Source organism: Thermocaproicibacter melissae (assembly GCF_024498295.1).
Lineage (GTDB): Bacteria > Bacillota > Clostridia > Oscillospirales > Acutalibacteraceae > Thermocaproicibacter > Thermocaproicibacter melissae.
In genome coordinates this window covers 1,271,274-1,284,204 of the sequence record NZ_CP101827.1, presented here as the reverse complement: position 1 = coordinate 1,284,204, position 12,931 = coordinate 1,271,274, and the positions used below count along the sequence as shown (strand labels likewise).

General features: G+C 52.2%; 14 protein-coding genes. 9 read left to right on the top strand and 5 right to left on the bottom strand.

Annotated features, from left to right (window positions below; all coding sequences use genetic code 11):
- Positions 1-275 precede the first annotated feature (275 nt).
- The 3 genes from NOG13_RS06320 to NOG13_RS06310 are packed head-to-tail and all read left to right on the top strand — an operon-like array spanning position 276 to position 2,973.
- Complete coding sequence (locus tag NOG13_RS06320; protein ID WP_283109732.1) at positions 276-1,196, top strand: diacylglycerol/lipid kinase family protein; 921 nt, start codon at positions 276-278, stop codon at positions 1,194-1,196.
- Positions 1,193-1,621 (top strand): cytidine deaminase, encoded by a 429-nt coding sequence (gene cdd / locus NOG13_RS06315; RefSeq protein WP_283109731.1) that lies wholly within the window; start codon positions 1,193-1,195, stop codon positions 1,619-1,621. The genes NOG13_RS06320 and cdd overlap by 4 nt, the downstream gene beginning before the upstream one ends.
- Positions 1,622-1,650: 29 nt before the next feature.
- Positions 1,651-2,973, top strand: a complete 1,323-nt coding sequence (locus NOG13_RS06310; protein ID WP_283109730.1) for a pyrimidine-nucleoside phosphorylase — start codon at positions 1,651-1,653, stop codon at positions 2,971-2,973.
- A gap of 38 nt (positions 2,974-3,011) precedes the next feature.
- Here NOG13_RS06310 and NOG13_RS06305 read toward each other — a convergent pair whose 3' ends face one another.
- Positions 3,012-3,506, bottom strand: coding sequence for an amidase domain-containing protein (locus tag NOG13_RS06305; protein ID WP_346347647.1), 495 nt, complete (start codon positions 3,504-3,506; stop codon positions 3,012-3,014).
- Between the two features lie 192 nt (positions 3,507-3,698).
- On the opposite strand from NOG13_RS06305, the gene NOG13_RS06300 reads away from it, so the two are divergent.
- From NOG13_RS06300 to tadA, 3 genes are read left to right on the top strand one after another with little or no spacing between them, the layout of a single operon-like run.
- Positions 3,699-4,760: a D-alanyl-D-alanine carboxypeptidase family protein gene (locus tag NOG13_RS06300; protein WP_283109729.1), complete on the top strand. Its 1,062-nt coding sequence runs from the start codon at positions 3,699-3,701 to the stop codon at positions 4,758-4,760.
- A 45-nt stretch (positions 4,761-4,805) separates the two neighbouring features.
- Positions 4,806-5,822 (top strand): CPBP family intramembrane glutamic endopeptidase, encoded by a 1,017-nt coding sequence (locus NOG13_RS06295; RefSeq protein ID WP_283109728.1) that lies wholly within the window; start codon positions 4,806-4,808, stop codon positions 5,820-5,822.
- Positions 5,815-6,318, top strand: a complete 504-nt coding sequence (gene tadA / locus NOG13_RS06290; RefSeq protein ID WP_283109727.1) for a tRNA adenosine(34) deaminase TadA — start codon at positions 5,815-5,817, stop codon at positions 6,316-6,318. The genes NOG13_RS06295 and tadA overlap by 8 nt, the downstream gene beginning before the upstream one ends.
- A 32-nt stretch (positions 6,319-6,350) precedes the next feature.
- On the opposite strand, the gene NOG13_RS06285 is transcribed toward tadA, so the two are convergent.
- From NOG13_RS06285 to NOG13_RS06275, 3 genes are all read right to left on the bottom strand, one after another.
- On the bottom strand, positions 6,351-6,677 hold the full coding sequence (locus tag NOG13_RS06285) for a DUF5640 domain-containing protein (RefSeq protein WP_283109726.1): 327 nt from the start codon (positions 6,675-6,677) through the stop codon (positions 6,351-6,353).
- Between the two features lie 66 nt (positions 6,678-6,743).
- A complete protein-coding gene (locus tag NOG13_RS06280; RefSeq protein ID WP_283109725.1) occupies positions 6,744-7,190 on the bottom strand; it encodes an ImmA/IrrE family metallo-endopeptidase in 447 nt (148 codons plus the stop codon).
- Positions 7,191-7,203: 13 nt separating this feature from the next.
- On the bottom strand, positions 7,204-7,554 hold the full coding sequence (locus NOG13_RS06275) for a helix-turn-helix domain-containing protein (protein WP_283109724.1): 351 nt from the start codon (positions 7,552-7,554) through the stop codon (positions 7,204-7,206).
- A 439-nt stretch (positions 7,555-7,993) separates the two neighbouring features.
- On the opposite strand from NOG13_RS06275, the gene NOG13_RS06270 reads away from it, so the two are divergent.
- Entirely contained in the window at positions 7,994-8,278 is a 285-nt protein-coding gene (locus NOG13_RS06270; RefSeq protein WP_283109723.1) for an RNA polymerase sigma factor, read from the top strand.
- Here the strand turns inward: NOG13_RS06270 and NOG13_RS06265 are convergent.
- Positions 8,269-9,105, bottom strand: a complete 837-nt coding sequence (locus NOG13_RS06265) for an AraC family transcriptional regulator (protein ID WP_283109722.1) — start codon at positions 9,103-9,105, stop codon at positions 8,269-8,271. The two genes, NOG13_RS06270 and NOG13_RS06265, sit on opposite strands and share 10 nt — an antisense overlap.
- A gap of 182 nt (positions 9,106-9,287) precedes the next feature.
- On the opposite strand from NOG13_RS06265, the gene NOG13_RS06260 reads away from it, so the two are divergent.
- Positions 9,288-11,036: an ABC transporter ATP-binding protein gene (locus NOG13_RS06260; RefSeq protein ID WP_283109721.1), complete on the top strand. Its 1,749-nt coding sequence runs from the start codon at positions 9,288-9,290 to the stop codon at positions 11,034-11,036.
- On the top strand, positions 11,026-12,813 hold the full coding sequence (locus NOG13_RS06255; RefSeq protein ID WP_283109720.1) for an ABC transporter ATP-binding protein: 1,788 nt from the start codon (positions 11,026-11,028) through the stop codon (positions 12,811-12,813). The genes NOG13_RS06260 and NOG13_RS06255 overlap by 11 nt, the downstream gene beginning before the upstream one ends.
- The last annotated feature ends 118 nt before the right edge of the window (positions 12,814-12,931 follow it).

Below are 12,931 nucleotides of genomic sequence, written 5' to 3'. Positions count from 1 at the left end.
AATTTTAATGGACAGAGGAACAAGCGTTGGCCATCGTTTCCGGTTGCAGAATTGCAGGGGATGATTCCATTGGAAGCTTTGTTTTCTCGGTTGATGTGAAAAATTAAATATTCAGCTTTTGGCGGGCAGGGATTCCGATTGGAATTTCTGTCCGCATTTTCATATCTCCGCTTCGTCCTTCTTTGTAGGAAATGAGCGTGCAATAGTTTTTTTTCCGCGAAAAAGATGATAAGATAGAAGAAATATAAGACGCTCTGATTTCGGGAGGATTGTTCATGAAGAAACTCCTGCTGATTGTGAATCCTGCGGCGGGGATGTCCGGGAAAAAACCGCGCGTGTTCCGCATTGCAGACTGGTTTCGCAGTAAGAATTTTGACATTACGGTCATGACTACGACAAAAAAAGGCGATGCCGAAGAATTTGTGGAGCGTTACGCAGGGCAGAACGATATTGTTGCCTGCTGCGGCGGAGACGGAACCTTAAACGAAGTCATTTCCGGACTGGTTCGTTCCGGAATCAGGCGACCGATTGGCTATCTCCCTGCGGGGACAACCAATGATATGGCGCGCACGCTGAATCTCCCGTCGAACATTAAAAAGGCGGCGAGGATTATTGCTACGGAAAAACCGGTTCCGCAGGACATAGGTGCCTTCAACGGTAGCCAGCATTTTTCGTACATCGCTTCCTTCGGCGCGTTTACGCAGGTGTCTTACGACACACCGCAGCGTCTGAAAAACATCTTCGGCCATTTTGCCTACGTGCTCGGCAGCATCCGGTATGTGGGCGAGATCAGGCCGCACCACGTAAAAATTACATGGGACGGCGGTGAGCTTGAAGGTGACTTCATTTTCGGCAGCGTGTCCAATTCCTCCTCCATCGGCGGCGTGCTGAAACTGGCAGGCTCACAGGTTTCGCTGAACGACGGCGCTTTTGAAGTCCTGTTAGTCCGCAACCCTCCGAACATCCTTGAGTTTCAGAAGATTCTGCACGACCTTCGCCACCGGAATTTCCGCAACAGCTATTTGGCCTTTTTCCATACCAGCAACATCCGCTTTGAGTTTGATGCCGAAACGGACTGGACGGTTGATGGGGAATATGCCGGAAAACCGCGAGTGGTCGAAATAAAAAACCTTCACAGCGCCGTTTCCATCATCCGAAAAGAAAAACGTCCTTCTGCAAGCGGGGAATCGAAATGAACTGGGACAGAGCTAAAGAGAAGATGCTTGCCGACGCCGCGGCTGAGGCCAGAAAACGTGCCTATGCGCCGTATTCCGGTTTCAGCGTGGGCGCGGCGCTGCTGACCGAGCAGGGGAAAATCTACACGGGCTGCAATGTGGAAAACGCCGCGTTCACACCCGGATGCTGCGCCGAGCGCACGGCGTTTTTCAAAGCTGTGAGCGAGGGTGAACACGATTTTGCCGGCATCGCCATTGTCGGGGGAAAAACAGGAGAGGAGCCGTCGGCTATCTGCCCGCCCTGTGGAGTCTGCCGCCAGGTGATGCAGGAGTTTTGCGACCCGCAGACCTTCCGAATCATTCTGCCGAGTGGCTCGGAGAAATGGGAGGTTTATACACTGGCGGAACTGCTACCGCTCGGATTCGGCGGGCAAGGCAAAATTTGACCTAGAAAACGCGAACAGGGGAATTTGCCATGAGAATGTACGATATCATTGCAAAAAAGCGCGACGGCGGAGAACTCACGCCGGAGGAGATTTCCTTTTTTGTCCGTGGCTGCACGTCCGGTGACATTCCGGATTACCAGACGTCCGCGCTCTTGATGGCAATTGTGCTGAAAGGCATGACAAACGCCGAGACCGCGGCGCTCACGGAAAATATGGCGGCGTCGGGGGAAATGGCTGACCTTTCGTCCATTCCCGGCGTAAAGGCCGACAAGCACAGCACCGGCGGTGTCGGCGACAAAACAACGCTTGTTGTCGCGCCGATTGTCGCTTCCCTCGGCGTGAAAGTGGCCAAAATGAGCGGACGTGGGCTTGGCTATACGGGAGGTACGGCCGATAAGCTGGAGTCCATTCCCGGAATGAGGCTAACCATCGGCCGAGACGAATTTTTTGATATTGTCCGCCGTGTGGGGGTCAGCCTCATCACCCAGTCGGGCAATCTGGTGCCGGCGGACAAAAAGCTGTATGCTCTGCGCGACGTCACCGCTACGGTGGAAAGCATCCCGCTGATTGCCTCCAGCGTGATGAGCAAAAAAATTGCAGCCGGTGCAGACTGCATTTTGCTGGACGTAAAGGCCGGCAGCGGGGCGTTTATGAAAACAACGGACGATGCCGTGCGCCTTGCGGAGACCATGGTGGCAATCGGCGAACACGCGGGCCGCCGCACGGCAGCCCTGATTACCGATATGAGCTGCCCGCTCGGCAACGCCGTCGGAAACTCCCTCGAGGTTCGCGAAGCGTGCGATACGCTGCGTGGACGCGGCCCGGCAGACTTGACCGAGCTTTGTGTGGAGCTGTCAGCCGGTATGCTGCACCTTGCCGGCAAAGGAGATTTGCAGACCTGCCGTGATATGGCGGCGGCGCAAATCAAGAACGGGGCGGGCTTTGCCAAGCTGAAAGAAATGGTCTCTGCGCAGGGAGGTGATACTTCCGTCTTGGAAGACGGAGAGAAATTCCCGAAGGCAAAGATCTGCCGCGAAATCACGGCCGATGCGGACGGGTACCTTTACTCGATGAATACCGAGAAAATCGGAATTTCTTCCATGCTGCTCGGCGCGGGCCGCAGAACAAAGGACGACCCCATTGATTACAGTGCTGGAATCCTCCTGCGCAAAAAGACGGGAGATCGAGTGCACAAAGGGGAACCGCTCGCGGTATTTCATACCTCCAGCGAGGAGAAATTTGCCGAGGCGGAACAGGTCTTTCGGCAAGCGCTGGAAATCCGGCCGGAGGCACCCCAAAAAACTCGCTTGATTCAGGCTCGTGTTACAAAAGACGGTGTGGAGCGCTTTTGATGAACCACGGATATAGTGGAAACACGTGCAAAGCGTGTTTATGCCCAGATGCGGGCGCCTAGGATGTGTAGGCAGCGGAGTGCGGAAAAGGAATACGTATAGAGAGGCCGAAAACATGCGTCGAACGAATGAGCGGCTACGAGAATGTTTCCGTTCTCGACGGAAAGCACGACCGGCGTGTGGTAAAAATGACCGTCGGCGTCCCCAAGATGAATGACGTCGCCCGGCTCCAGCATATCGGTTCCGGTTTCTGCCGCATAAGGCCCCACGGACTTGTTCGTAATCAGAAACTTATAAAGAAATTCCACGCCGCTCCAAGCGGGAGAACGGTCCTCGAGACTGTTGCAGTACCATCCGGTTACGGGTGTTGGATTCATAACACCGCAGCCTGCGTAAATACACTGGGAAGCAAAGTTTGTGCAGTCGCCGCCCATCTGGTCAAAATTCGGAAATTTCGGGTTCCTGCGCATGGCCCAGGTTTCCGCATATCGAACTGCTTCTGCGCGGTTATAAGCGATTTCCTTAAGCATCATTTCTGCCTTCCTTCCTGTGCGAATTCTGTGCCGCTATTCTAATGTTATGTTGCAGGGAGTAGGGATATTTCCTCTTTCCTTCGCGTTGACAATCCTGCTGGAAGGCGTTATTCTAAACATAATAAATGAAGTTGCTCAGAACCCGACGGAAGCTGAGATATTTGAAGTAAAACATAAGGGAGAAGCATTCACATGAATCGCGTGACGATGAAAATAACAGCGGGCGTTGTAAGCGCCGCAATGTTGACTGCTATACTCGTGTTTTCCAATGCTTCCGCGGGTGGGAACAGGCAAAACGTAGTTTCATCTGCGAGAGTGAATACCTCGAGCACTATATCTTCCACCGTTCGTTCTTCGGTTCATTCGGTTGTCAGTTCTTCCGCTTCTTCTGTGGCTTCCGTACAACCCGTTCAGGCGCAACCCGTTTCTTCTGCGGTTGTTCTCACCAATGGTACCGACTCTGCTGTCAAGAATCCGGAGGCTTTGAAGAAGGAAATCTGCAGCCCCAATGCCATTTTGATTCGCGCAGATGACGGAACAATCCTGCTGGACAAAAATGCTTCTCAGAGAATCTACCCGGCTTCCATGACGAAAATCATGACGGCGCTTCTCGCCATCGAGGAAGCTCCCGATATGGAGAAAAAAGTTACCATCAAAAAATCGGTCATTGATGAATTAATAAGACAAGACGCATCTATGGCCGGATTCCAAGGCGGCGAGCAGGTGAGCATCCATGACTTGCTTTACGGCGTGATTCTTCCCAGCGGAGCGGAGTGCTGCATCAGCATCGCCGAACAGCTGGAGGGGACCGAGACCAACTTTGTGCGCTCGATGAATATGCGTGCAGAGCAGCTTGGCCTTTCGGGTACGCATTTTATGAACACCACCGGTCTGCATGATCCGGACCATTACTCAACGGTAAAGGATATTGCCGCTCTGTTGAGCTTTGCGGTAAAAAATCCAACATTCCGAGAAGTATTCACAACCATGAAATACAGAACGTCACCCACCAATATGAGTAGCAAAGGAGTTTTCTTCAGCAGCACCATGTGGCGCAGCCTGAACAGTCTAAAAGCGGGCAAAGCGGAAATCCTCGGCGGAAAAGTCGGCTTTACCGACCAGGCCGGTCTCTGCCTTGCCAGTATGGCTTCTTATAATGGGAAAGAATATATTTTAGTGACGGCGGGTGCCAGGAATGTTTACCGCGGGCATATCAAAGACGCGGTGACCGTTTATAGCAGCCTCGGAAAATAGCCTCCGGGGGATTTTGCATTTTCATTGGAGAATAGGAGTAATTTTATGTATCAATCACCCGGAGCACCGTATCAGAACGACTATTATCGCCGGCTGTTGGCACAAAGACAGGAACGCACGGAAATTCGGAAAGCTACGAACCGAACAGCTTGGACCGTGTTCATTGGAATTTTGTTGATGGTAAGAATACTGCCCGCAATCGGTTTGAATTATTTGCAGGTCTCGGGCGTTACGATAACGGGGCAGGGGGATTTCAAAGGAATCCCGCCGGTGCTGTATTATTTGCTCATCTGCGTTGATTACGTTCTCGGCCTCGCGATTCCGGCTTTGCTGTATTTTTTGATTCAGGGCATTCCGCTTACGCAGGGCCTTCCGTTCCCGAAACTATCGGTTTCCGACACCGCAATCTATGTTGCATTCGGCTGTATGGTTTGCCTGTTGGCAAACTATCCGGCAGACTTCGTTGCCGTACAGCTGGAAAAGCATGGGTTCAACGGCGATGTGCCAGATATGCCGCTGAACAATGATCCGCGTGTTTTGGTTCTTTACGGGTTAGCCGTTATTGTGATTCCACCCATTGTAGAAGAAATGCTGTTTCGCGGCGTTGTGCTGCAAAGCTTGAAACGCTTCGGAGACGGCTTTGCCATTGTTGTTTCGGCGCTTTTTTTCGGCCTTTACCACGGAAATCTCATTCAAATTGTCTTTGCGTTCCTCAGCGGCCTTGCCCTCGGCTTCGTGGTTGTACGCACCGGCTCGCTGCTCCCTTCGATTTTGATTCACTGCATCAACAACGGGGTTTCCTTTGCGGTGGAAATGGTAGAACGTTTTTACGGAACTGCCACCGCAAACGGCGTTTACCTGATTCTGATTGTTACTGTTATTGCATTGGGACTTATTTCCCTCTACATCCTCGGGCAGCGGCGTCTGCTGTTCACGGGGAAAAAGAGCGGTACGCTTCTTTCGCCGTCGGGCAGAATCGGTGCAGCGGTTACCAATCCGGGTTTTTGGCTTCTGACTGCTTACGCCGCGTATGCGTCTGTACAGGTGATGCTGAATGGCTGAACCCGAGCAACGCGACGAAAAATTCATGCGCCGTGCGCTGGAGCTTGCCCGTGAAGCTGCGGCGGAAGGCGAGGTGCCCGTCGGCGCTGTCGTGGTAAAGGGCGATGAAGTGATTGCCTGCGGCCGCAACCGGCGTGAGAAAGGAAAAAACGCTTTGTGTCATGCGGAGCTGGAGGCAATTGACGCGGCATGTCGTGCGCTTGGAGGCTGGCGGCTTTGGGAGTGTGAGCTGTACGTCACTTTGGAGCCTTGCCCCATGTGTGCCGGCGCCATTATCAACGCCCGCATCCCACGCGTCGTTTACGGCGCGAAGGACCCGAAAGCGGGCTCGTGCGAATCGGTCGTCAATCTGTTTGAACTTCCGTATAATCACAAGCCGCAGGTGGTAAGCGGTGTCCTCGAAGCAGAGTGCTCCGCGCTTCTTACCGAGTTTTTTCGTAACCTCAGAAAAAAAAGACGCCCGGCTTCCGAATCTGCCGGGCAAGAGAATCCATAACGAACGGAGGGGGAATTTCCCCCTCCGTTTTGTTATCCGCGCCTTATGTATTTGCTTTGGTTTAGGAAAAGACTGTCTCCGTCAACCTTTATGGTGTAAGTATCCTTAACCTCCTGTGTGAGTATGTGGTAGCGCAGGGTGATTTTGTTTCCTTCTACATGGTAAGTACCTTTGAACGAACCGAGAGTGAGGGCTTTCAGCCTCATTTCACCGTCGGGTTCAAACTGATATTCCGTCAGGCCGCTCTGGTCTTTCCAGATGCCGACGAGACCATCGGATGACACCGCTTTACTTCCGCAGCCTGATAGCGCCAAAAGGAGCGCTGCGGCAAGCGGAAGAACTGCCCACTTCTTTTTCATCGGAATCCTCCTCTCGTGCAGCAGAATGATATTGTACCATGTTTTCCTGCCGCTGCAGCCGGAATTTCAGCGGTTCGCAACCCAAAGCTGCGCCACTTTCAGCGGAAGGCCGGAAAGACAGGCAATCTGATTTACGGTTAGTGTTTCGTAGCATTCGTTCCATTCGGCAAGGTGCGGCTCAATCAGCAGACAGGCAGCAAAATAGTCAGCCTCTTTTTCAAACCGCGGAACGCACAAAAATGTGTGCTCGGCAATGCTCAGTGCGTTCAGATTCGGGTGCAGCATAACATGGCCCAGTTCATGCGCACAGCAGTAGCACCTTTCCATTTTGCCGAGATTCCGGTTCAGCAAAATGACAGAGTTGTTTTCCTCTGTCTGGAAGGAAACACCGCCCATTTGAGCCGGGAGCTCACATTGAAAGACATTGACTGCAAGCAAGTCGCACAGCTCAAAAGGTGAAGTTGCTGCATACTGCTGAACCAAGCGACAGGCAAGCTCCCGTATTTCTTTCACGGAGAATCCGCCTCTATTTCTTGCCAGCCGCAATTGCAGCCGCCACACGGATGGCATTCACAAGCTTTTCCCGGTCGGCGTCGCTCATCGGTGTGCCATGGAACATCAGCCCCGGCTGCTTTTCAAGCGTGCGAGTGAAATTGTCAATCACTTCATTCACTTCATGAGGAGGTTCCACGCCGAGCAATTCATCTGTGGTGCAATGCAGAATAGAAGCCATGCGAGCCAGAAGATCGCCGTCCGGTTCGCGCCGTCCCTGTTCATACATTCCAACTGCAGAGGCTGAAACCCCAAGAAGCCTGGCAAACTGCGCCTGTGTCAGCCCGCGTTCGATTCGGTATTGTTTTAGCTTATCTGTTCTCATCGCTTTACAACTCCTTACCAAACTATTATTGATTATACGACACGGTTCGTGTTATTGCAATACCGAAAATAAATAAAAATAAAAAGAATATTCACAGTCCAAAATTCCGAACAGTACATTAAAACCTCCTTGAATTTACCAAATCAGGGTGATAAGATAAACTTCGCTGCAGCGATGAAAACGGAAAAGGAAGTGCACTAGACTTGTTTACTACACGTTTTGTGTATATAGGAGGGTAAAATGAATTATCTTTCTTGGGGTTCGGAGTATCTTGCGGAAGCGGCAGCGCTAAAAAAGAAGGTGGACAAGCTTCGCAAGCAATTTACTGGTCTGCACGACGAAGAGTCCATCCTTCTTTACAGGCGGATTGCGCTTCTGTATCAAATGTACTTGGATTGTCTTCAAATAGGGAAATACCTGACGGAGAAAGGAGAATTCTATGAAAAACGGCAGAATTCTAAGTCTGGATCTGTTGGAGAACTATATAGCCGCGAACGAGCGGGAAGAGGAGGATGTGAGACGAAAGCTGTTGCTTCGCGCGTTGAAAGGGGCGGTGAACAAGGAACTTACACCCCGGCAGCGGGAATGTGTGGAGCTGCTTTACGGTAAGGGAATGAGCCAGCGGCAGATTGCCGCCCAGCTTGGCCTTAGCCCCGCCACGGTGAGCAGGCATCTTGCAAAAGCGCGCCGCCGGCTGCTGCGTGTTCTGCAGTATTATGTATGAGATTTCGGAGGATTGAGGGAATCGGAGACAGCTTTTTCGACGCGCTTGCGGTATTGTGTGGGCGTGATTCCGAATGTGTTTTTGAAACTGCGGTAAAAGGTCCGCAGGCTGTCAAAGCCGGAATTCATGCAAATTTCGATGAGCGGCAGGTCGGTTTCGCGCAGTAGGTTTGCGGCATGCCGTGCACGGAGCGCACCCACATATTGTGTTAAGGAACAGCCGACGCTTTGGTTGAATGTCCGCGAAAAACGGTATTTGCTGTAACCGAAGCGTCGGGAAAGATCTTCGAGTGTAATTTTGGAGAGGCAGTTGTTCTGCAAGTAAAGAAGCACGCTTTGCGAAAGCGCTTTTTCGTCGGAAGCGTCAACAAGCCCAACCTCGCGGATGAGCAGGCCGAGAATGACATAGATGTAGCTGCGTACAAGGTTTTCGCTGCTTTCGTCGCATTGTCCGATTGCGAGAAGACGCCGTAAACAGTGTAGCACCTCATCGGTCACGGATTTCTTAGAGGTTTTTACGCTGGCAAAAACCTTGCGGGAAAACATCGGCGCGTAAAGCGGAATGAATTCCATCGGGACAATGAGCATAATGACATGCGAACGGTTGCCCCGCTTGTAGCCGTGAGCGGTAAGACCGGAAACGAGAAAAAGGTCCCCCGGCTGCAACAGCACAGATTTTCCGCAAAACATGGCCTCTGTGCACCCTTCCAGCGTGAGGGTGAATTCAAGGCTGTTGTGAAAGTGAGGCAGACACTGAGGTCCGTCAAATTCCCAGTAAACGGGGTAGCGCCCGCTGTCCCGGTACAGTTCATACATGCTTGGAACCATAATGAACACGCTTTCAGGCAATATTTGTCACTTAATTTGCTATCATTGGCACGACTTATTTCGTCATATTTCTATAATATCTAATTATAATGCTCTCAACAACTCAAATCAATTCTATCTTCCTAGTTTGAAGCATAAGCCGAATGTTTTAGCGAATGCAGCATCCTTTGCGAGGTGGAACCATGTTTGAACTGAAGTGGCTTTGGAAGTACATGGGCAAGAAACGGCATCTTTTCATCATCGGCCTGATTCTTTCGGCCTTGACGTCTGCCATGCAGGTAATTAACCCCATGTTGTCCCAAAAATTAATTGACGAAGTCATTACACCCCGCAAAACAGATTTGCTGCTGCCGATTCTTGGAGCTATGTTAGTTGTTCAGGTGGTTCGCCTCGGTTTGCGCTATGTCATGATTATCTGCCTGGAGCACAACAGTCAGCAAATGCTCGACGATGTCCGCAAGCGGATGTACCGCGTCATTGAAGAACAGGACTACCGCTTTTACGGGAGAATCCGCACCGGCGACCTGATGACGCGAATCACCAGCGACCTTGACCTTGTGCGCCATTTCTGCGCATGGATTTCCTACAATATTGTCGACTCCGTCGTGCTGTTCAGTGTGACGATTGCTTACCTGTGCACGGTAAACGTTCCGCTGACTCTGTGCATGGCGGCCATCACGCCTTTTATTGCGGTTATCACCTATTTTTTCTCGAAAAAGATCAGGCCGATGTTCGTTGAGCTGCGTGCGAAACTTTCCAACCTCAACACCGTAGCGCAGGAGAATATCGCGGGCAACCGCGTGGTGAAGGCGTTCGCGCGCGAGCCGGAGGAAGAAGAAAAGTTCCGCCGTTGCAACGAGGAGTTCCGCAAGAAGAACCTGGAGGCTACCTACGTCGGCGTAAAATTCACGCCGCTGATTGAGCTGCTTTCCCAGTCCCTTACGGTTACTTCGCTGCTCGTGGGCGGCATCTTTATGATGAACGGCTCGCTGACGGCCGGCGGTTTGATGGCATTTTCTTCGCTCACTTGGGCACTTGCAAACCCGCTGAGAAACCTCGGCATGCTGATTAACGATGTGGAGCGTTTCTTCGCTTCCTGCAGAATGGTCATTGAGATTTTTTACGCGCAGCCCTCGATTGTTGACCACAAGCTTGCAACCGAACCGAAAGAGCGCGTTAAGGGCGACGTGGAATTCAAAAATGTTTCTTGCCGCATTGGCGGCACTACCTTGCTTGACCATGTGAGTTTCCATATTCCCGCCGGTTCTACGCTCGGAATTATGGGGACGACAGGCTCCGGAAAGACAACGCTCGTCAACCTGATTGACCGGATTTACGATGTTTCGGAGGGGGAGGTCCTGCTCGACGGAAAGAACGTGCAGGACTACACGCTTCACTCGCTGCGCTCCGCCGTAGGGATGGCAACGCAGGAGGTGTTCCTGTTCTCCGAGACGGTGCTTAAGAATGTCTGTTACGGAAACCCGAACTTGTCGCAGGAGGAAGCGGTCAAGTATATGAAGATGGCGGCGGCGGACGAGTTTTCCGCAAAGCTGCCGGACGGCTACGAGACGCTGATCGGCGAGCGCGGCGTCGGCCTTTCCGGCGGCCAGAGACAGCGCCTTGCCTTGGCGCGCGCCATCGCCATGCGCCCCTCAGTGCTGATTCTTGACGACACCACTTCGGCGCTGGACACGGAAACGGAGAAGTATATCCAGGAGCAGCTGCGCCATCTGGACTTCCCGTGCACCAAGATTATCGTGGCGCAGAAGATTTCATCCGTTATGAATGCGGACTGCATCCTTGTGCTTGACCGCGGCCGCATCATTGAAAAGGGAACCCATGAACAGCTGCTGAAGCACCGGGGCTATTACAGCAGCATTTGGGCACTGCAGAACGGCATGGAACAGGAGGCGGTGCACCTTGGCGCGTAATCGCTATGACGTCGATGAAGAACTCAAGGAGTCCTTTAACGTCAACTCGCTAAAAATGTGCGCTAAATATATCGGGCGTTACAAGTGGCCGATGGCAGGGGCGCTGCTTCTGAGCGGCATCGGCAGCGTGGTTGGCCTTGCCGGCCCCTTGTTGATACAGAAGGCCATTGATGAGGCCATTCCTCAAAAGGATATGCACTATCTGCTTGTGCTTTGCGCCCTACTGGCCGGCACGATTCTGCTGAATGTCGGATTCAATGCGCTGAGAACCGTTATTGTTGCAAAAGTCGGGCAGAACATCATTTTCGACATCCGCACAGACCTGTTCCATCATCTTCAGGAACTGCCATTTTCCTATTATGATGACCGACCGCAGGGCAAAATCCTCGTGCGTGTCGTGCAGTACGTCAACAATGTTTCCGACGTCATGTCGAACGGCCTGCTCAACTTCATCATTGAGATTATCAATATCATCTTCATCGTTTTCTATATGTTCCGCGTGAGCACGCCACTTGCAAGTGTTACCGTCGCGGGTCTGCCGGTGGTGGCGGCGTTCATCTGGATTCTGAAGCCGCACCAGCACCGCGCGTGGCAGGATGTTTCCAACACGAACTCCAACATGAACGCCTACATTCAGGAGTCTATCGACGGCGCAAGGGTTACGCAGTTGTTTAACCGCCAAGAGGACAACATGCAAAAGCTGAATGTTCTGCTTGACCGCCGCTACCACAAATGGATGCATGCCATTTACATTTCCAACACGGTGGGCGTTTCGGTCGAAACGATTTCGCAGATTATTTTCTCCTTAGTCTACATAGCCGGTGCCTACTGGATGAACCCGATGGCGTCGTTCGGCGTGCTGCTTTCCATGGGAACCTATGCCTCGAAATTCTGGCAGCCGATTATCAACCTCGGCAACATTTACAACAACTTTATCAATGCGGTGGCTTACCTCGAACGCATCTTTGAAACGATGAACGAACCCGTGGCGGTCTGTGATCGCCCGAATGCGACAGAACTTCCGCCGGTAAAGGGAAATGTGGAGTTTCGCCATGTCAATTTCGCTTACGAAGAGGGCAGGCCGGTTCTGCGCGACATTTGCCTCTCCGCGGCGCCGGGCGAAAGCATTGCGCTTGTCGGCCCAACCGGCGCGGGCAAAACCACCATCGTAAACCTCCTGAGCCGATTCTACAATATCGAAGACGGCGAAGTGCTGATTGACGGCCACAATGTGATGGACGTCACCTTGCGTTCTCTGCGCAGCCAAATGGGAATCATGCTGCAGGACAGTTTCATCTTTTCGGGGACGATCGCCGATAATATCCGTTACGGCAAACCCGATGCTACCGATGAAGAAGTTCGTCGGGCAGCCGCGGCTTTGCATGCCGACGAATTCATCCTGCGCATGAAGGACGGCTTTGAAACGGTGGTGCAGGAACGCGGCGGCGGGCTGTCGCAGGGGCAGAAGCAGCTCATTGCTTTTGCGCGTACCCTGCTTGCAGACCCGAAAATCCTTGTTCTCGACGAAGCAACTTCGTCCATCGACTCGGCAACGGAAAAGCTGGTGCAGCAGGGCATCGAGACGCTGCTCAAAGGGCGAACCTCCTTCATCGTGGCGCACCGGCTTTCCACCATCCGCAGCTGTACGCGCATCCTCTATATTGACGGAGGACGCATTGTGGAAAGCGGAAGCCATGAGGAGCTCATGGCAAAACGCGGATATTACTACCAGCTATACATGTCGCAGTATGCGGGCCTTTCGGAACAAACTGCATAATTATAATGAAAAGATCTCCTCACTTTTCGGGGAGATCTTTTTTCTTTTGGTATAAAATAAAACCTGCCCTTTACTTTTCTGCCGGGTAAGGCTAAAATAGACAAGAGTGATAACAATA

What these genes read in the sequence shown, in the direction of transcription:
- NOG13_RS06320 (WP_283109732.1), top strand. Translation starts at nt 276, where the DNA reads ATGAAGAAACTCCTGCTGATTGTGAATCCTGCGGCGGGGATGTCCGGG.
- cdd (WP_283109731.1), top strand. Translation starts at nt 1,193, where the DNA reads ATGAACTGGGACAGAGCTAAAGAGAAGATGCTTGCCGACGCCGCGGCT.
- NOG13_RS06310 (WP_283109730.1), top strand. Translation starts at nt 1,651, where the DNA reads ATGAGAATGTACGATATCATTGCAAAAAAGCGCGACGGCGGAGAACTC.
- NOG13_RS06305 (WP_346347647.1), bottom strand. Translation starts at nt 3,506, where the DNA reads ATGATGCTTAAGGAAATCGCTTATAACCGCGCAGAAGCAGTTCGATAT.
- NOG13_RS06300 (WP_283109729.1), top strand. Translation starts at nt 3,699, where the DNA reads ATGAATCGCGTGACGATGAAAATAACAGCGGGCGTTGTAAGCGCCGCA.
- NOG13_RS06295 (WP_283109728.1), top strand. Translation starts at nt 4,806, where the DNA reads ATGTATCAATCACCCGGAGCACCGTATCAGAACGACTATTATCGCCGG.
- tadA (WP_283109727.1), top strand. Translation starts at nt 5,815, where the DNA reads ATGGCTGAACCCGAGCAACGCGACGAAAAATTCATGCGCCGTGCGCTG.
- NOG13_RS06285 (WP_283109726.1), bottom strand. Translation starts at nt 6,677, where the DNA reads ATGAAAAAGAAGTGGGCAGTTCTTCCGCTTGCCGCAGCGCTCCTTTTG.
- NOG13_RS06275 (WP_283109724.1), bottom strand. Translation starts at nt 7,554, where the DNA reads ATGAGAACAGATAAGCTAAAACAATACCGAATCGAACGCGGGCTGACA.
- NOG13_RS06270 (WP_283109723.1), top strand. Translation starts at nt 7,994, where the DNA reads ATGAAAAACGGCAGAATTCTAAGTCTGGATCTGTTGGAGAACTATATA.
- NOG13_RS06265 (WP_283109722.1), bottom strand. Translation starts at nt 9,105, where the DNA reads ATGGTTCCAAGCATGTATGAACTGTACCGGGACAGCGGGCGCTACCCC.
- NOG13_RS06260 (WP_283109721.1), top strand. Translation starts at nt 9,288, where the DNA reads ATGTTTGAACTGAAGTGGCTTTGGAAGTACATGGGCAAGAAACGGCAT.